17 protein-coding genes are annotated in these 17,706 nt (G+C 68.6%); 8 read left to right on the top strand and 9 right to left on the bottom strand.

Annotated features, from left to right (window positions below):
- Window positions 1-257: 257 nt before the first annotated feature.
- Complete coding sequence (locus AC5P7F_RS20910) at window positions 258-1,142, bottom strand: LysR substrate-binding domain-containing protein (protein ID WP_164077523.1); 885 nt, start codon at window positions 1,140-1,142, stop codon at window positions 258-260.
- Between the two features lie 105 nt (window positions 1,143-1,247).
- On the opposite strand from AC5P7F_RS20910, the gene AC5P7F_RS20905 reads away from it, so the two are divergent.
- Window positions 1,248-2,666: an MFS transporter gene (locus tag AC5P7F_RS20905; protein WP_481462580.1), complete on the top strand. Its 1,419-nt coding sequence runs from the start codon at window positions 1,248-1,250 to the stop codon at window positions 2,664-2,666.
- A gap of 136 nt (window positions 2,667-2,802) precedes the next feature.
- Here the strand turns inward: AC5P7F_RS20905 and AC5P7F_RS20900 are convergent, their stop codons facing one another.
- Genes AC5P7F_RS20900 through AC5P7F_RS20885 form a run of 4 tightly spaced genes read right to left on the bottom strand, consistent with a single transcriptional unit; the run spans window position 2,803 to window position 5,657 of the window.
- Window positions 2,803-3,600 carry an N-formylglutamate amidohydrolase gene (locus AC5P7F_RS20900; RefSeq protein ID WP_164077518.1) on the bottom strand — a complete coding sequence of 266 codons (798 nt, stop codon included), beginning with the start codon at window positions 3,598-3,600 and terminating at the stop codon, window positions 2,803-2,805.
- On the bottom strand, window positions 3,593-4,147 hold the full coding sequence (locus tag AC5P7F_RS20895) for an NUDIX hydrolase (protein WP_024957736.1): 555 nt from the start codon (window positions 4,145-4,147) through the stop codon (window positions 3,593-3,595). Before AC5P7F_RS20895 ends, AC5P7F_RS20900 begins: the two co-directional genes overlap by 8 nt.
- Window positions 4,144-5,079: a 5'-3' exonuclease gene (locus tag AC5P7F_RS20890; protein ID WP_014646011.1), complete on the bottom strand. Its 936-nt coding sequence runs from the start codon at window positions 5,077-5,079 to the stop codon at window positions 4,144-4,146. Before AC5P7F_RS20890 ends, AC5P7F_RS20895 begins: the two co-directional genes overlap by 4 nt.
- Window positions 5,076-5,657, bottom strand: a complete 582-nt coding sequence (locus AC5P7F_RS20885) for a nitroreductase family protein (protein ID WP_032956994.1) — start codon at window positions 5,655-5,657, stop codon at window positions 5,076-5,078. Before AC5P7F_RS20885 ends, AC5P7F_RS20890 begins: the two co-directional genes overlap by 4 nt.
- A 331-nt stretch (window positions 5,658-5,988) precedes the next feature.
- Between AC5P7F_RS20885 and pacR the strand changes: the two genes are divergently transcribed.
- Entirely contained in the window at window positions 5,989-8,310 is a 2,322-nt protein-coding gene (gene pacR, locus AC5P7F_RS20880; protein ID WP_164077517.1) for a PacR family protein, read from the top strand.
- A gap of 52 nt (window positions 8,311-8,362) precedes the next feature.
- Window positions 8,363-9,442 (top strand): NAD(P) transhydrogenase subunit alpha, encoded by a 1,080-nt coding sequence (locus tag AC5P7F_RS20875; protein ID WP_069118521.1) that lies wholly within the window; start codon window positions 8,363-8,365, stop codon window positions 9,440-9,442.
- Between the two features lie 120 nt (window positions 9,443-9,562).
- On the opposite strand, the gene AC5P7F_RS20870 is transcribed toward AC5P7F_RS20875, so the two are convergent.
- Genes AC5P7F_RS20870 through AC5P7F_RS20860 form a run of 3 tightly spaced genes read right to left on the bottom strand, consistent with a single transcriptional unit; the run spans window position 9,563 to window position 10,929 of the window.
- Window positions 9,563-10,015 carry a DUF3106 domain-containing protein gene (locus AC5P7F_RS20870; RefSeq protein ID WP_164077516.1) on the bottom strand — a complete coding sequence of 151 codons (453 nt, stop codon included), beginning with the start codon at window positions 10,013-10,015 and terminating at the stop codon, window positions 9,563-9,565.
- Window positions 10,016-10,018: 3 nt separating this feature from the next.
- Entirely contained in the window at window positions 10,019-10,348 is a 330-nt protein-coding gene (locus AC5P7F_RS20865; protein ID WP_032956964.1) for a membrane protein, read from the bottom strand.
- Window positions 10,345-10,929, bottom strand: coding sequence for an RNA polymerase sigma factor (locus AC5P7F_RS20860; protein ID WP_481462592.1), 585 nt, complete (start codon window positions 10,927-10,929; stop codon window positions 10,345-10,347). The genes AC5P7F_RS20865 and AC5P7F_RS20860 overlap by 4 nt, the downstream gene beginning before the upstream one ends.
- Before the next feature lie 98 nt (window positions 10,930-11,027).
- Here AC5P7F_RS20860 and AC5P7F_RS20855 point away from each other — a divergent pair, with 98 nt between their 5' ends.
- Window positions 11,028-11,348 (top strand): NAD(P) transhydrogenase subunit alpha part 2, encoded by a 321-nt coding sequence (locus AC5P7F_RS20855; protein WP_014646018.1) that lies wholly within the window; start codon window positions 11,028-11,030, stop codon window positions 11,346-11,348.
- Window positions 11,345-12,805, top strand: coding sequence for an NAD(P)(+) transhydrogenase (Re/Si-specific) subunit beta (locus AC5P7F_RS20850; protein WP_032956961.1), 1,461 nt, complete (start codon window positions 11,345-11,347; stop codon window positions 12,803-12,805). The genes AC5P7F_RS20855 and AC5P7F_RS20850 overlap by 4 nt, the downstream gene beginning before the upstream one ends.
- Window positions 12,806-13,224: 419 nt before the next feature.
- Here the strand turns inward: AC5P7F_RS20850 and AC5P7F_RS20845 are convergent, their stop codons facing one another.
- Window positions 13,225-13,644: a hypothetical protein gene (locus tag AC5P7F_RS20845; RefSeq protein ID WP_164077515.1), complete on the bottom strand. Its 420-nt coding sequence runs from the start codon at window positions 13,642-13,644 to the stop codon at window positions 13,225-13,227.
- Between the two features lie 122 nt (window positions 13,645-13,766).
- On the opposite strand from AC5P7F_RS20845, the gene sufT reads away from it, so the two are divergent.
- The 3 genes from sufT to AC5P7F_RS20830 all read left to right on the top strand — a co-directional run bounded on the left by sufT (window position 13,767) and on the right by AC5P7F_RS20830 (window position 17,683).
- Window positions 13,767-14,318, top strand: a complete 552-nt coding sequence (gene sufT / locus AC5P7F_RS20840) for a putative Fe-S cluster assembly protein SufT (RefSeq protein WP_495204207.1) — start codon at window positions 13,767-13,769, stop codon at window positions 14,316-14,318.
- 59 nt (window positions 14,319-14,377) lie between these two features.
- On the top strand, window positions 14,378-15,472 hold the full coding sequence (locus AC5P7F_RS20835; RefSeq protein WP_049440133.1) for a branched-chain amino acid aminotransferase: 1,095 nt from the start codon (window positions 14,378-14,380) through the stop codon (window positions 15,470-15,472).
- A gap of 471 nt (window positions 15,473-15,943) precedes the next feature.
- Complete coding sequence (locus AC5P7F_RS20830) at window positions 15,944-17,683, top strand: S8 family peptidase (protein ID WP_481462504.1); 1,740 nt, start codon at window positions 15,944-15,946, stop codon at window positions 17,681-17,683.
- The last annotated feature ends 23 nt before the right edge of the window (window positions 17,684-17,706 follow it).

The following is a 17,706-nucleotide window of genomic DNA, read 5'->3' as shown; positions in this document are numbered from 1 at the left end:
TGTGGCTCGCCGGCCAGCGGCCGGCGCTACCGGATAGCCAAGGCCTCGGGACATTCGGCGTTCGAGGCCGAGAACGTGGACGCGCTGGTGCGCGCCACCGATGGCTTCGCCTGATCGGTAGTGCCGGCCGCTGGCCGGCAACGCCTTGCCGGGTCGTTTCGCCGCCGCCCGATGTGGCTCGCCGGCCAGCGGCCGGCGCTACCGGATACCCAAGGGTTCTGACCCCGCCGAAACCTTCATCCACGCATGGCGTGGATTTACCAATCCCCGGCCAGCAACGCGTCGGCCAGCACCTGCAGCTTTGGCGAGTGCTGGCGCGACGGTGGGTAGATCAGCGACAGCGCGCGGCTGCGGCCTTCAAGCGGCTGCAGCACGCGTTGCAGGCGGCCGTCAGCCAGCGCGTCGGCCACCGCGAAATCCATCACCTGCACGATGCCGATGCCGGCGATGGCCGCTTCCACCAGCGGATCGCCACTGTCGAACACCATCCGCGTCGGTGGGGTGAACTCGTGCAGTTGGCCCTCCTGCAGAAACTGCCAGTCCACCAGCCGGCCACTGCGCAGGTTGCGCACCGCCAGGCACGCGTGGTCCCGCAGCGCGGCCACATCGTCCGGTGCGCCACAGCGGGCCAGATACGCGGGGCTGGCCACCGTCACCCAGCGCAGCGGACGCAGCGGGCGCGCGACGATGCGCTGGTCGGCGATGACGCCGGTGCGCAGGGCGGCATCGAAACCTTCCTCGACCAGATCGACCAGACGGTCACTGAGCACGGCCTCCACCTGCAGTTGCGGGTGCTGTTGCAGCAACGGCGCCAGCAGCGGTACCAGCACCTTGCGCCCGAACATCGAGGGCGCGCTGATCTTCAGGGTGCCCGCGGGCGTGCAGGGACGGTCGGCCAACTGGCGTTCGGCATCCTCCAGGCCACACAGCAGCGGTGCCACCTGATCGACGAACTGGCGGCCATCCGGGGTCAGCGCCACGTTGCGGGTGTTCCGCTGCAGCAGCTTCACCCCCAGCGTGGCCTCCAGCCGGCCGATCGCGCGCGACAGGCCGGACTGGCTCAGGCCCAGCTGCCCGGCGGCGACGGTGAAACTGCGGGCTTCGGCCACCTGCACCAGCATGCGCACTGCATTGAGGTCCATCGAAGTTCCATTCATGATGAAAATCATGACAGATATGGCTGGCAGGGGGTTTATTGATTCGGTCGCATCAATGAGACTGCGCTCCCCCACCGCACCAGACCGCCGATGCCTCCCCTCAAGTACCCGCGCTGGGCGCTGACCCTGCTGGCCACTGCCCAGCTGATCATCGCCCTGGATGCCACCATCATCTTCGTCGCCCTGCACGACATGGGCCGCGCGCTGCAGATCAACGCGCAGCAGCTGCAATGGGTAGTCAGTGCCTACACCGTGGCGTTCGGCGGCAGCCTGCTGCTGGGCGGGCGCGCCGCCGACCTGATCGGCCGCCGCCGCTTCTACCGGCTGGGCATGCTGCTGTTCGCGCTGGCGTCGCTGTTCGGCGCGCTGGCGCCGAATGCCACCCTGTTGATCATCGCGCGCGCGGCGCAGGGCATCGGTGCCGCGTTGCTGTTCCCGGCCACGCTGGCGCTGATCAACACGTTGTATGCGGAAGGCCCGGTGCGCAACCGCGCACTGGCGATCTGGAGCATGGCCAGTGCGGTCGGCCTGGCGCTGGGCACGCTGCTCGGTGGCGTGCTGACCCAGGCGTTCGGCTGGCCGGCGGTGCTGGCGGTGATCGTTCCGCTGGCCACCGCCTGTGCAGTCGCGGCCGGCGCGTGGTTGCCGGCCGATGGCCCGCGTGTGCAGGGCCGTTCCTTCGATCTGGCCGGTTGCCTCACCGTCACCGCCGGCGGCAGCCTGCTGGTCACCACCCTGGTGCAAGGGCCGGAGTGGGGCTGGACGGCCCGCGCCACGCTCATCTGCCTGCTGCTTTCAGCCGTACTGTTGACGGTGTTCGTGCAGATCGAAAAGCGCAGCCGTGACCCGCTGATGCAGTTTGCGCTGCTGCGCCTGCCCGGCCTGCGCGCGGCACTCGGCCTGACCTTCGCCTTCATGAGCAGCTATGGCGTGCAGTACTACTTCCTGGCGCTCTACTTCCAGGATGGTTACGGCTGGAGCCCGCTGCAGGCCGGCATGGCCTTCCTGCTGCCGACCATGGTCTGCACCTTCGGCATCCGCATTGCCGAACGCATGCTGCGGCGCCGTTCGCCACGGCAGGTGCTGGCCTGGGGCTTCGCGGCCGGTGCCATCGGCATCACTGCGGTGGCGCTGGCGATGCCGCATGGCGCCGGTTACTGGCCGCTGCTGCCGGGCATCGTGGTGCTCAGCGTGGGCCAGGGCATGAGCTGGACGGCGATGTGGATCGTGGCCGGGCAGGGCGTGCCGGGGCCGCAGCAGGGTGTGGCGTCCGGCATGGCCGCCACCGCACAGCAGATCGGCGGCGCGTTGGGACTGGCGGTACTGGTGATGGTGGCCAACGCCGCGCGTGGCACGCAGGAGGCAACCAGTCCTGATGCGCTGCAGGGCATGGTCAATGCGCAGTACGGCGCCGCGCTGTTCGCCGCGCTCGGCGTGGCCATCGCGCTGGGCCTGCGCCCGGCGCCGGTCGAATCGGCTGCTGCCGTCTGCCCGGTCAACGAGGCATGATTGAAGGCGCTGCCGTAGGTGGATGTGCCACGCCTGCGGTGGTGCCGGCCGCTGGCCGGCAACCTCGGGGTGGTTGGATCATTGAGGTTGCCGGCCAGCGGCCGGCACTACCAATCCGGGATGGGACCACGCGCGTTCAACCGAACGCCAGCAACTGTGGCTGCAAGGCGCTGAAGATCCGCGCCAGCCGCTCCGCCCACGCCTGCTGCCCGGCGGCATCGGCGATCAGGTCCTGGCGGATCTCCAGTTCCACGTGCACCAGGCCGCGCCCTTCGCCGTGCACCGGTACCGCGTAGTCGCTGGTGCTGCTGACCGAATACGGTTCGTTGTCACCCACCACCAGGTCGCCTTCATCGCGCAGTGCCTGCAGCAGTGCATGCGCAAAGCGCGTGTCCTGGTGGTACAGCACGCCGGCGTGCCACGGCCGCTGCGTGCCGTTCATCACTGGCGTGAAGCTGTGCATCATCACCAGCAGGGTGGGGCGGCCGGCATCGCGGCGTGCATCCAGTTCCGCGTCGATGCGCGCATGGTAGGGCGCGTGGATCGCATCGATGCGCTGCTGCCGCTGTGCAGCCGACAGCCTGGCATTGCCCGGGACCACGGTGTGGTCGCTCACTTCCGGAATCAGCGTCGGCGAGGCCAGTGGGCGGTTGCAGTCGATCAGCAGCCGCGAATAGGTCTGTTCGATCGCCCATGCATCCAGCCGTTCGGCCAGTGCGCGGGTGGTGCCGGCGATGCCGATGTCCCAGCCGATATGGCGGTCCAGCTCGGCCTGGGCCAGGCCGAGCCCGGTCAGCGCGCGTGGCACCTGCTGGCCGGCGTGATCGGCCAGCAGCAGGTACGGCGAGGCGCCCTGCGGCCGGTGGAGGGTATAGATCGCCGGGTCATCGGCGCCCAGCAGCGCCGGCAGTGCGTGCAGATCGGCGTCAGCCACGCGGGCGCCCGTCCAGGTGGTGCTCGATCATCCACAGGCCCGCCCACAGCTTGGCATCCAGCTCATAGCCTTCGCCCATCTTCTGCACCAGCCAGGCCGCCGCCTGCGCGCGCGGAATCTCGTGCACGGTGATGTCTTCGCTGTCATCGCCGCCACCTTCGCCGATCCGGCGCAGGCCGGTGGCGCGTACGAAGGCGATCTTCTCGCTGCTGGCGCCGGAGGACGTCGGGCCGATCATCAGCACTTCGGCGTGATCGGCGGTCCAGCCGGTTTCTTCTTCCAGCTCGCGCACGGCCGAGACTTCGATCGATTCGCCGGCGTGGATGTCGCCGACCAGGCCGGCCGGCATCTCGATGGTGGGGGCCTGCAGCGGCACGCGGAACTGTTCGACGAACAGCACCTTGTCCTCCGGGGTCACCGCGATGATGATCGCGGCCAGGCCACCGGCATGGGTACGTTCGCTGTATTCCCAGGTGCCGCGTACCAGCATGCGCTGGTACTTGCCTTCATAGACGACACGCGGGGCTTCGGTGTTGCGCTGGCTCATGCGGGCTCGCTGTGGGTGGGAAGAATATCGGGCACGCCGGCGGCATCGAACAGCCGGCGGCGGGTCATCGGGCCGAAGCGCAGGGTCTGGCACAGGCCGCCGAGCAGCTCGGGGTCGGCGGTCTGGCGCAGCAGGCCGGGTTGGCTGCCTTCCAGCGGCGCGTCCAGCGCGATGGTGGTCAGCTGGCGCCAGAGCAGGGCGTGCTCGCGCTGCTCGCGCAGGCGCACCGCCATCTGGGCGGCACCGCGCAGGCGCAGGAACGGCACTTCGTCCAGGCGTTCGTACAGCGCATCCAAGCTGCCGAAATGGGCCAGCAGCACGGCGGCGGACTTGCTGCCGACACCACTGACACCGGGAATGTTGTCCACCGCATCGCCGCACAGCGCCAGGTAATCGGCAATCTGGTGCGCATGCACGCCGTGCCGTGCCTTCACGCCGGCCACGTCCCAGCGCTGGTTGCGGGCGTAGTCCCACTGTTCGTCGTGATCCAGCAGCAGCTGCGACAGGTCCTTGTCGGCGGAGATGATCACCCCGCGATGGCTGCCGCGGTGCACGTGCAGTGCGCTGCCGATCAGGTCGTCGGCTTCGTAGTCGTGGTGGGCGAGGACGGCAAGGCCCAACGCCGCGCACAGCGCCTTGCAGTGCACGAACTGGCGCTTGAGCGCTTCCGGTGCCGGATCACGGTTGGCCTTGTAGGCCGGATACAGGCGGTGGCGGAAGCCGCTGTCGAGCGCTTCGTCGAAGGCAATGGCGATGTGCCGCGGGCGCTCGCGCTCCAGCAGGTCCAGCAGGAAGCGGGCGAAGCCGTGCACGGCATTGGTCGGCCAGCCCTGCGCGTCCTGGAACTGGTCCGGCAGCGAGTGCCAGGCGCGGAACACGTAGATGCTGGCATCGACCAGGTACAGCGACGGCGGCGGTGCCGGCAGGGTCATGCCGGCGGCGTCCAGTCCTGCAGCAGGGTCGCTGGGTCGGGGCGCTCGCGCTCGGGCACGTCGGCCTTGGCGGTGCCGATGTGGATGAAGCCGGCGATGCGTTCACCCTCGACCAGGCCCAGGTGGGCCTGCACGATCGGATCGAAGGCCATCCAGGCCGTCAGCCACTGTGCGCCGAAGCCAAGCGCCTGCGCGGCCTGCAGCAGGGCGAAGCAGACGCAGCCGGCGGTCATCAGCTGTTCCTGTTCCGGCACCTTCGGGTCCGGGCGCGGGCTGGCGACCACCACGATCACCAGAGGGGCGTGGCTGAAACGCTGGCGGTCCTTCTCGAACACGGCCTCGCCGGCATGCGGGTCGCGCTGGCGGCTGCGCTTGGCCAGGAAGTCGCCCAGAGTGTGACGTGCATCGCCGGCGATCTTCAGGAAGCGGAACGGCACGCGCTTGCCGTGGTCGGGCACGCGCACGGCCGACGCCAGCATCCGCTGCAGGGTGGCCGGGTCCGGGCCGGGCTCGCCCAGTTGCCGCGAAGGCACTGAGCGGCGGGCATCCAGGGCGAGCAGGGCAGCGGGGTCGGGCATGGAGTCTGAACCGGTCATCACGGGTGTTTGATTATAGTCGGGGTGGTCAATGACGCCGTCTGTGTCGCGTCCGGCCCCTGAATACCAAACTGTGATGAACATCATGCCACTGGCGGGAAACGGACAGCCGCTTCCCCTCGCCTCGTGGGCCTTGCACGGCTTACGATACCCCTCTTGCCGGGCCGCCGGTCATGAGGTTTGAAGTGAGGACTGTTTCACTGTCCGTGACGGGCTGGCCGGCCTACCATCGACGTTCCGGTACATGGGGTGTGCCGGTCGTCGCGATGTCCATGCTGTCTGTCGTACCAGAGAAGGTGGGGAGCCTTCCCGAATGATGAGCGTGCCCACACCGATGGGATCGCCGGGCCGTGACCCGGCCCAGCTCCAGCTTGCCCGGGACATGGTCCTGCCCGCGCTGTGCCAGGCCTTCGGGGCCGCACTGGCGCGATTCGACGATGCCCTGTTCGACCGCGCCGGCAATGCCGGCTCGTCGCAGTTGCTGTTCCTGGACGCGATGCGCGAACTGCGCCGCCGCCGTGAGGAGATCGCTGCCGCCTTCGCCGGCCACCTGCAGCAGGCGTGGGCCGCATTGGCGGCCGGTGAGCCGCTGTCGGCCGAGGCGACCCTGTCGGGGCCGGCCGAGGATGGCCTGAGCCTGCTGGCCGAACACGTACTGGAATCGCGGTTGGCGGTGCGCAATTTCGCCACTGTATTGCTGCGTGACTTCAAGCCGGTGCTGGCGCGGCTGGACCGCCGCCTGGGCCGGTTGATCGGCGGCGTGGAACTGGACGCCGACCACAATCCCATCAGCCCCGAACATCTGGGCGTGGCCATCCACGAGGCCTTTGCCGGCTGCGAACTGGCCCCGGAAGTGCATCTGGTGCTGATCAAGCTGTGCGAGCGCGACCTGCGTGCACCGGTCGGCCGCATCTACGAGAAGCTGGACGAGCAGCTGGCCGCAGCCGGCGTGATGTCGCAGATGGGGGCTCCGCAGCGCCCACAACCGCCGGCACCGGATCCGCGCATGACCGGGATGCTGGATGACCTGGTCGAGCATCGCCACGGCGCGGGCGTCGATCCGGGGTTCAGCGATGACGAGCAGGCCGCACCGGCTTGGGCGCAGCGCTTTGCCTCCCGCTGGTCCGAGCGCCGCGGGCATATGCAGCAGCACCTGGGCGGCGATGACGGCGCCGCCGGCGAGGCCTACGCCGGCCAGCAGGGCATGCTGCTGGAAGCGTTGCACGAACTGCTGCAGCAGACCCGCCATGTGCGTGAGGACGCCACGTCTGCGGCACAGGTGGCGGTCGGCCAGCAGCGCCCGCTCAGCCAGCGCGAAATGATGTCGGTGCTGTCGCTGCTGCAGGCCACGCCGAGCGCGACCCTGCGCGCGGCCATCGGCGAGGACGGCGAATCGCTGGCGCAGCGGCTGAAGAGCGAAGTGCTGTCCAGCGCCACCCAGCTCGGCGTCGATCCGGGCCAGACCCGGCTGGACCCGCAGGATGAGGATGCCATCGACCTGGTCGGCATGCTGTTCGACGTGATGCTGGACGAGCGTGAACTGGAAGGCCGCTCGCGCGAACTGATCGGCCGCCTGGTCGTGCCTTTCGTCAAGGTCGCCATGCTCGACCGCCGCATGTTCGTGCAGAAGACCCATCCGGCGCGCAAGCTGCTCAATTCGCTGGCCGAGGCCTGCGAGGGCAACACCGGCGAGAGCCAGGCCGAGCGCATGCTGATGGCCAAGGTCGAGGAGATCATCGAGCGCCTAGTGGCCGAGTTCAACGAGAACCTGGCGATCTTCCTGACCCTGGAAGAAGAATTCCGCGAGTTCCTGGTGCAGCATCGCCGCCGCGTGGAAATCGCCGAGCGTCGCGCCGCAGAAACGCAGCGCGGCCAGGAAAAGCTGGAAATGGCCCGCACCCGGGCCGGTGCGGAACTGGATCGTCGCATCGGTGATGCCACCCTTCCGCCGGCCATTGCCGAGTTCCTGCGCCAGCCCTGGCAGCACCACCTGACCCTGGCGCTGCTGCGCGAGGGCGAAGAAGGCGCGTCGGTGGCCGAGGCACTGAGCCTCGGCGACGGCCTGCTGGAGGAAGTGGCCGAGGCACGCCGGCAGATTGTCGGCAAGCCATGGCTGCAGGCCTGGCAGCCGGTGCTGGCCAAGGTGTTTGCCAGCGTCGGTGTGCACGGCGATGCGGCTACCGGTGCGATCGACGCCCTGCACGACACGTTGCAGGGCATCGCCGAGTCGCGGCCGGAACTGCAGCGCGCGCTGCCCGAGCTGCCGCAGGTCGCGCTGCCGGCACCGCCGGTGGCCGAATCGCCAGCGGTGGAACTCAGCGGGCAGATCGATGCCGACGATTTCGACAACGCCGATGCCGACCGCTTCCGACGCATGGAAATCGGCAACTGGTTGGACTTCGTCGACAAGGACGGCAAGGTCCAGGCGGGCAAGCTGTCCTGGGTCAGCCCGATTTCCTCGCGCCTGCTGTTCGTCAACCGTCGCGGCGTGCGCTTCTGCGTGGCCTCGCCAGAAGAGCTGGCGGTGATGGTGCGGCTCGGCCGCCTGCGTGCCCACGTTGACGATGGCGCCTTCGACAGCGCCATGCAGGGCGTGATCGACCGCCTCGACCCGGGCAGCACCACCCTGCACTGAGTGCTGGCTGCCTGCTAGGATCGGGAAAACTCACCGATCAGCGGGGACCTGCATGGCCGTGGCGTTGCTGGGGATCAAGGAGACCGCGCCGGGTGAACGGCGCGTGGCGTTGACACCGGAAACCGCGCGCAAGCTCGGTGCCCTCGGCATTACGGTCTGGTACGAGGCCGGCGCCGGGCTGGCCGCCGGCTTCACCGATGCCGCCTATGACGACGCCGGCGCACGTGTCTTCGACGCGGGCCGCTGGGCCGAGATCGATATCCTGCTGTGCGTGCAGGCACCTCCTGCGACGGTGCTGGAGCAGCTCAGGCCCGGTGCCAGCGTGGTTGGCCTGCTGGCACCGGCCAACGATCCGGCGCTGGCCGCGCTGGCGGCCGATGATCGCCTGCAGCTGTTCCCGCTGCAGCAGCTGCCGCGAACCACCCGCGCGCAGGCGATGGATGTACTCAGTTCGCAGGCCGGCATGGCCGGCTACAAGGCAGCGCTGATTGCCGCCGAACGCGCGCCGCGCTTCTTCCCGATGCTGACCACCGCCGCTGGCACCGTGCGGCCGGCCAAGGTGCTGGTGATCGGTGCCGGCGTGGCGGGCCTGCAGGCCATCGCCACCGCGCGGCGCCTCGGTGCACAGGTGGAAGGTTTCGATGTGCGCCCGGAAACCCGCGAGCAGATCCAGTCACTGGGTGCGCGCTTCCTCGATCTTGGCGTGAGCGCGACCGGTGAAGGCGGCTACGCGCGTGCGTTGACCGACGAGGAGCGCGCCGAGCAGCAGCGTCGGCTGGCCGACCACCTGCGCAGCGTGGACGTGGTGATCTGCACGGCTGCCGTACCCGGTCGGCCGGCGCCGACCATCGTGACCGCCGCGATGGTGGAGGGCATGGCCACCGGCAGCGTCATTGTCGATCTGGCGGCCGAGAGCGGCGGCAACTGTGCACTGACCCAGCCGGGGCACTGCATCGAACACCAGGGCGTGACCATCGATGGTCCGCTGGGCCTGGCCAGTCGCGGCGCGACCCAGGCCAGTGAGATGTATGCGCGCAACCTGCTCAACTTCGTTGCGCTGTTCGTGCGCGAGGGGCGGCTCGGTTTCGACTGGGACGACGAGCTGCTGGCAAAGACGCGCTGGCAGGCATGAATGACGTGGGGTCAGATCCCTTTGCCTCTGGCAAAGGGATCTGACCCCGATCTCCCGCAATCTGCCAGGGGTCGGATCCCTTTGCGTCAGCAAAGGGCTCTGACCCCGTTCCCCGGGGCCTTACCGCGGCTTCGCCGGCGGCGGGTTGTCGCGCACCCAGTCCCGGCGCTGCTCCGGCGTCATCTGCGACCAGCGCTCGCGCAGCGCGTCGCGCTGTGCCGGCGGCATGTTGCGCATCTGCCCGAACAGGGCGCGTGCCTGTTCACGCTGTTCCGGGCTCATGTGCTCGAAGCGGCGCAGGCCGCGGCGGGCCTTGTCGCGCTCCTCCGGGCTCATCGATTGCCAGCGCTGGCCGTGCGAGAGCATGCGCTGGCGCTGGCCGGCATCAGCGCTGTTCCAACGGTCGCGCAGCGGCGCCAGCAGGGACTCTCGCTGGGATTCGCTCAATTGCTCCCACGCAGGCAATGGCGTGACCGGTGCGGCAGGGGCGGGCGTGGCGTTCTGCGCCAGCGCCGGAACGGCCGGCAGCAGCGCCAGGGTCAACAGCAGTGGCAGGGCAAGCAGTCGGGACATGATTTACTCCATCGCCAGGTCGGTATCGCCCAGCCACAGGTACAGATCGGGATTCTCGTCGTAGAGCGCGCCGTTGTCTTCCACTGAAGCAAGCACGGGGTCCGGCGGCGGACCCGCAAGCGTGCCATGGCCGGTGAACTGCAGGCCAATGCCCAGTGCAACCACCAGTGAGCAGGCGCTGGCCAGCCACCAGCGCCAGCGCCCACGATGGGTGGTGGCCGTGGCGCCGTGGCGAGCTTGGCGCAGCCGGGCCAGCGTTGCCGGCGACAGCGCCTGCAGCGACTGCGCGTGCAGGCGGCGCAGGGTGTCATCGGAAGGCAGGGAGCGGTTCACGGGTGGGTCTCCAGGTAGTCCTGCAGCGCCTGCCGGGCGCGTGCCAGATGGGTTTTTACCGCGCCTTCGCTGCAGCCCATGGCGCGGGCGGTGGTGGCCCCGTCCAGGTCCTGCAGCACGCGCAGGGTGAAGGCCTCGCGCTGGCGGGCGGGCAGGGTGCGCAACGCGTCCACCAGCTGCTGGTACTGCTGGCGCTGCTCATGTGCCTGTGCCGGGTCCGGGCCGGGATCGGCCCAGTCGATCTCGCCGCCTTCCGCGTCCTGGTTGTCGCGCCAGAACGGCAGGCGGAAGCGGCGCCGGCGCTGCAGGTCGATCACCCGGCGGCGCAGGATGCTCCAGAACAGCGGCGCCCATTCGGCGGCCGGCTTGTCGGTGTAATCCAGCATGCGCAGCAGCGCGTCCTGCACCGCATCCATGGCGTCTTCGCGCTGGCGCAGGCCGGCCTCGGCGAAGCGGAACGCACGCGGGCCGACGCTGGCCAGGAATGCCTCCAGCGATGCCGGCAGGGCATCGGTCTGGGCGCTCGGGGGGGCGGGGCTGCTCACCAGCACAGGGTACGGTTCCTCGCTCGGGGTCACCATCGACAACGCGTGAGCGGCGCTCCGGTTGACGCCGGGTGCGCGCCGGGTTCAGCCCATGGTTATGATGGGCCGACGAAGACAGAGCAGGAGCGTTGCCGGTGAGTGACGGGTTCGTAGCGCTGTACATCTTCATGCTGGCAGCCATCGCCGGCCACGTGATCATTTCGCGGGTGCCGGTGATCCTGCATACCCCGCTGATGTCGGGTTCCAACTTCATCCACGGCATCGTGCTGATCGGCGCGATGGTGGTACTGGGGCATGCGCAGACGCCGCTGGAGAAGGCACTGGGCTTCCTGGCCGTGGTGCTCGGCGCCGGCAATGCCGCCGGTGGCTACGTGGTCACCGCGCGCATGCTGGAAATGTTCAAGCCGAGCGCGCCCAGGGGCGGCAAGGACGAACCGAAGGAGCCGCAGGCTTGAACATCAGCACCGTCGAACTGCTCGACTGGCTGGTCAAGGCCAGCTACCTGGTCGCCGCCACGCTGTTCCTGCTCGGCCTGCAGCGCATGGCCTCGCCGCTGACCGCGCGCAGCGGCATCCGCTGGGCCGGGCTGGGCATGCTGCTGGCCACCGCGGCCACCTTCTTCCTGCCCGAACTGCACAACGTGCCGTTGATCCTGGTGGCACTGCTGCTGGGTGCGGGCCTGGCCTGGTGGTCGGCCGGCAAGGTTGCCATCACCGACATGCCGCAGATGGTGGCGCTGTACAACGGCATGGGTGGTGGCTCGGCGGCGGCGATCGGTGCGGTGGAACTGCTGCGCTATGCCTTCCTGGCCCACCGCGATACCAGCCACTGGAGCGCGCAGGCGCTGGCCGACCTGGCCGCGCGCCAGCCGTCCGGCACGATGCTGCTGCTGGCGGTGGTCGGCGCGGCGATCGGCGCGGTGTCGCTGTCCGGCTCGGTGATCGCCTGGGCCAAGCTGGATGGACGGCTGGACAAGCGCGTGACCTGGCCCGGCCAGCAGGTGATGAACCTGCTGGTGGCGCTGGCGGTGGTGGTGCTGGCGATCATCGCGGCCAGTACGCTCAGTGCCTGGGCAATCGTCGCCTTCTTCGTGCTGGCACTGGCGCTTGGCGTGCTGATGACGCTGCCGATCGGCGGTGCCGACATGCCGGTGGTGATCTCGCTGTACAACGCGTTCACCGGCCTGGCAGTGTCGTTCGAAGGTTATGTGCTGGGCAACGAGGCGCTGATCATCGCCGGCATGATGGTCGGCGCGGCCGGCATCCTGCTGACCCGGCTGATGGCCAAGGCGATGAACCGGCCGATCCGCAACGTGCTGTTCTCCAACTTCGGCGGCGGTGCTGGTGGCGAAGCGCAGGCGATCAGCGGCGCGCAGAAGCCGATCGAAGCCCCGGATGTCGCGGCGATGATGGCCTACGCCGAACGCGTGGTGATCGTGCCTGGATACGGCATGGCCGTGGCCCAGGCGCAGCACAAGATCTGGGAACTGGCGCAGCGGCTGGGCCAGCGCGGGGTGAAGGTGAAGTTCGCCATCCACCCGGTCGCCGGGCGCATGCCCGGGCACATGAACGTACTGCTGGCCGAAGCGGGCGTGCCCTACGACCTGATCGCCGACATGGATGACATCAATCCGGAGTTCACCAACACCGACGTGGTACTGGTGATCGGTGCCAACGACGTGGTCAATCCGGTCGCGCGTACTGATCCGGCCAGCCCGATCTACGGCATGCCGGTGCTGGACGTGGTCAACGCGCGCAACGTGGTGGTGATCAAGCGCGGCAAGGGCACCGGCTTCGCCGGTATCGAGAATGCGCTGTTCTACGCTGACAATACCCGCATGCTCTATGGCGACGGCGCCGAAGCGGCCGCCTCGCTGGTGAGCGAGCTGAAGGCGCTCGACGGCGGGCATTGAAGACCGGGGTCGGATCCCTTTCCGCAGGACAGGGCTCTGACCCCTTTGCCGGCCAGCGGCCGGCACTACCCCCATCCGCGCGTGGTGGTTGCATCTGGTAGGTGCGGACCTGGGGCCGCGCGCTTTTGCCGGCCAGCGGCCGGCACTACCCCCATCCGCGCGTGATGGTTGCATCTGGTAGGTGCGGACCTGGGGCCGCGCGCTTTTGCCGGCCAGCGGCCGGCACTACCCCCATCCGCGCGTGATGGTTGCATCTGGTAGGTGCGGACCTTGGTCCGCACGCTTTTGCCGGCCAGCGGCCGGCACTACCGGATCCGCGCGTGGTGGTTGCATCTGGTAGTGCGGACCTGGGGCCGCGCGCTTTTGCCGGCCAGCGGCCGGCACTACCCCCCATCCGCGCGTGGCGTGGATCTACGCGCTCAGCGCGCCAGCCAGGCGCCGACGACCACGGCCACGGCCAGCCACAGCCATTCCATCGCGCCATTGGCCAGGGTGATCAGGGTCCAGGCCAGGTGCGGGCCCATCCGCGTGGTGGCGTCCCACAGGTCCAGACCGATCGAGCCGCCCATCCAGGCGCTGGCGATGGCCCAGTTGGCCACGACGGCCACCAGCAGGGTGCCGAGCACGACCAGGGCGATGCGCAACCGGCCCGGGCCCAGTGTGCCCAGACGCAGCATGAACACCAGTTCCAGGGCGGACACTACCGCCATCCAGCCGACCTGTCGGCCGGTCATCAGCGCCAGGACCATCCAGGCGAGGGGAGCAACAAGCAGACCCAGCAACAGCATGAGGGACCAGAGCCAGGTGACGGTCCTGGCACGCGTGGCAATGGAGGACATCGAAGCTCCCTGAAGATCACCCACAGGATACTGTGGTTTGCCGCAGTGCACCGGCGGTGCCGGGGCGGCTGGGCTAGAATGCCGTCTTGCGTGGCCCCGGCCACGGCCCCATATCGGTCCCCATGTATTCCCGTAGCAGCGAACCTGTCCACTTCGAACGCGATTGCGAGGCCGTGATGGTCCCGCAGGGCGATACCGTGACCCTGCCTGCCGGCAGCTATGGGTACATCACCCAGTCGCTGGGCGGCAGCTATTCGGTGTTCGTCGAGGGCAACCTGTTCCGCATCGCCGGCAAGGACGGCGACGCCATCGGCAAGGAGGCGCCGGCACCGCTCGAGCTGCCGGCCGACGCCACCGATGAGCAGGTGGAACAACTGGTGTGGCAGCAGCTGCGCACCTGCTTCGACCCGGAGATTCCGGTCAACATCGTTGAACTGGGCCTGGTCTATGAAGTGGAGATCAAGCATCTGGACGAAGGCAAGCGCGAGATCGACGTGAAGATGACCCTGACCGCACCGGGCTGTGGCATGGGCGAGATCCTGGTCGACGACGTGCGCAGCAAGCTTGAAATGATCCCGACGGTGGCCGAGGCCGACGTCGACCTGGTGTTCGACCCGCCGTGGAACCAGCACATGATGTCCGAGGCGGCGCGGCTCGAGACCGGCATGCTTTGACCCAGGGCCCGCAGTGACGCGGGCCCGGCACTACCCGCAACCAGAACAGGAATCCTCCGGTGTCCCAGTCCATTCCCAGCTTCGCCGTCACCCGTTCGGACCACCCGCGCAGCGCTGAAGAGCGCGCCAAGATCCTGGAGAAGCCGGGCTTCGGCCTGCACTTCACCGATCACATGGTGGAAGTGCGCTGGGACAAGGATGCCGGCTGGCACAACGCCAGTGTGCGTGCCTACGGCCCGCTGCAGCTGGACCCGGCCGCGGCCGTGCTGCACTACGGCCAGGAGATCTTCGAAGGCATCAAGGCCTACCGCCATGCTGACGGCTCGATCTGGACCTTCCGCCCGGATGCCAACGGCCGTCGCCTGCAGCGTTCGGCGCAGCGCCTGGCGCTGCCGGAACTGCCGGTGGAGATCTTCGTCGAATCGCTGAAGCAGCTGATCGCCGTCGACAGCGAGTGGGTGCCGTCGGCCGACGAGTCGAGCCTGTACTTCCGCCCGTTCATGATCGGCGACGAAGCCTTCCTCGGCGTGCGCGGCGCGCACAAGGCCGGCTACTACGTCATCGCCAGCCCGGCCGGCCCGTACTTCGCCAAGGGCGTGGCCCCGGTGTCGATCTGGCTGTCCACCGAATACGCGCGCGCGGCCAAGGGCGGCACCGGCGCCGCCAAGTGCGGTGGCAACTACGCCGCCTCGCTGCTGCCGCAGCAGAAGGCGCAGGCGCAGGGCTGCTCGCAGGTGCTGTTCCTGGACCCGGTCGAAGGCAGGTACCTGGAAGAACTGGGCGGCATGAACGTGTTCCTGGTCTACAAGGACGGCACGCTGGTCACCCCGGAACTGTCCGGCAGCATCCTCGAGGGCATCACCCGCGAGAGCATCCTGCAGCTGGCGCGCGACCGTGGCATGAAGGTCGAAGAGCGCAAGGTCAGCATCGACGAGTGGAAGGACGGCGTGGCCTCCGGTGCGATCAGCGAAGTGTTTGCCTGTGGCACTGCGGCGGTGGTCACCCCGATCGGCCAGCTGAAGGGCGAGGGTTTCTCGGTGGGCGACATCAACGCGCCGGCCGGCGAAGTGACCATGTCGCTGCGCAAGGAACTGACCGACATCCAGTACGGCCGCCTGCCGGACCGGCACAACTGGCTGGTCAAGCTGGGCTGATCGCCCGCACCGGGTTGTAGACCCGAGCGCGCGCTCGGCTGCGTTGTTCCTGGAAAGCCCGTCCCTGTGACGGGCTTTCTGCGTTTTGGACAGGTGGGTGGGGTCAGATCCTTTTCCGTGGGAAAAGGGATCTGACCCCGGCTCCGACCCCGAATCGGCGGATGCCGATGTCGGCAAAGTCATCGCAGGACAGGTGATGACCCAGTCAGGTGTGTGCAGGAGATGAGAAAGTTCCTTCACCTTCACAAACCCTCGACCCGGGAAGTCTCAGAACGAACATTTCATCTTGCTGAAAAGACGCTGAAAATCTTGTGGTGTCCGGTTTTGGTCATTAGCGTCATCTGCACGGCGGATCGATAGGGGGATCCGCTGACTCGCCGGACTTCGAACCTCGCCAACGCAAGCCAGCCCATGGTTCGGGCCGGTGCTTCTGCCGATTCCGGCATTCACACCACTAGAAAGGGAAATACGATGTCCCAGGTAACGCAACCGCGTGTGCGTCGAGTGTGGGTGGTCCTTGGTGCGTCCGTTCTGTCATCGCTGCTGCTGGCCACGCCTGCGCTGGCCGGTGACGTCCAGCTCAGCGGCCTGCAGTCCGCGCCGACGCACCAGCGCTTCATCGTGAAGTACCGCGACGGCAGTGCGCCGGTGGCCAACACCACCGCACTGGCCTCTTCGCTGAAGAGTGCCGCCGCCGGCCTGGCCAGCAGCCAGGGCCGTGCGCTGGGCCTGCAGCAGGTCCGCAAGCTGGCCGTCGGCCCGACCCTGGTCAGGACCGACCGCCCGCTTGACCAGGCTGAATCCGAGCTGCTGATGCGCAAGCTGGCCGCCGACCCGAACGTGGAATACGTCGAAGTCGACCAGATCATGCGCGCGACGCTGACCCCGAATGACACCCGCTTCAGCGAACAGTGGGGCTTTGGTACCTCCAACGCGTCGATCAACGTGCGGCCGGCCTGGGACAAGGCCACCGGCACCGGCGTGGTGGTGGCCGTGATCGATACCGGCATCACCAACCATCCCGATCTCAACGCCAACATCCTGCCCGGCTATGACTTCATCAGCGATGCCGCGATGGCGCGCGATGGCGGTGGCCGCGACAGCAACCCGAACGACGAGGGCGACTGGTATGGCGCAAACGAGTGCGGCTCGGGCATCCCGGCGTCCAACTCCAGCTGGCACGGCACCCACGTCGCCGGCACCGTGGCGGCGGTGACCAACAACAGCACCGGCGTGGCCGGCACGGCGTTCAACGCCAAGGTCGTCCCGGTGCGCGTGCTCGGCAAGTGCGGCGGCTATACCTCCGACATCGCCGATGCGATCGTGTGGGCCTCCGGCGGCACCGTCAGTGGCGTGCCGGCCAATGCCAATCCGGCGGAAGTCATCAACATGTCGCTGGGCGGCGGCGGCACCTGCTCGGCCACCTACCAGAACGCGATCAACGGCGCGGTCAGCCGCGGCACCACCGTGGTGGTCGCCGCCGGCAACAGCAACACCAACGTGTCCTCGTCGGTGCCGGCCAACTGCGCGAACGTGATCGCGGTGGCGGCCACGACCTCGGCCGGTGCGCGTGCCAGCTTCTCCAACTATGGTGCCGGCATCGACATTTCCGGCCCGGGCCAGAGCATCCTGTCCACCCTCAACACCGGCACCACCACGCCGGGCAGCGCCAGCTACGCGTCCTACAACGGCACCTCGATGGCGGCGCCGCATGTGGCCGGTGTGGTGGCCCTGATGCAGTCGGTGGCGCCGAGCCCGCTGAGCCCGGCACAGGTCGAGAGCATCATCAAGAGCACCGCACGCCCGCTGCCGGGCGCCTGCTCGGGGGGCTGCGGCGCCGGCATCGTCGACGCCAACGCGGCCGTGGATGCGGCGATCAATGGCGGTGGCCCGAACCCGGGCGGCAACGTGCTGCAGAACAACGTGCCGGTGACCGGCCTGGGCGCCGCGACCGGTGCCGAGCTGAACTACACCGTCGCCGTTCCGGCCGGCAGCACCCAGCTGCGCGTGGCAATCAGTGGCGGCAGCGGTGATGCCGACCTGTACGTGCGCCAGGGCAGTGCCCCGACCGATACCACCTACACCTGCCGTCCGTACCTGAGCGGCAACAGCGAGACCTGCACCGTCAACAGCCCTGCCGCCGGCACCTGGTATGTGCGGATGAAGGCGTACAGCACCTTCTCGGGCCTGACCCTCAGCGCCCAGTACTGAGCCCAAGTCCCTCTCCAAGGGCA

It is taken from the genome of Stenotrophomonas sp. YJH_SMC_105-26 (assembly GCF_059368915.1).
Note: the sequence above shows the minus strand (reverse complement) of the source record. Positions and strands in the feature narration are given on the sequence as shown.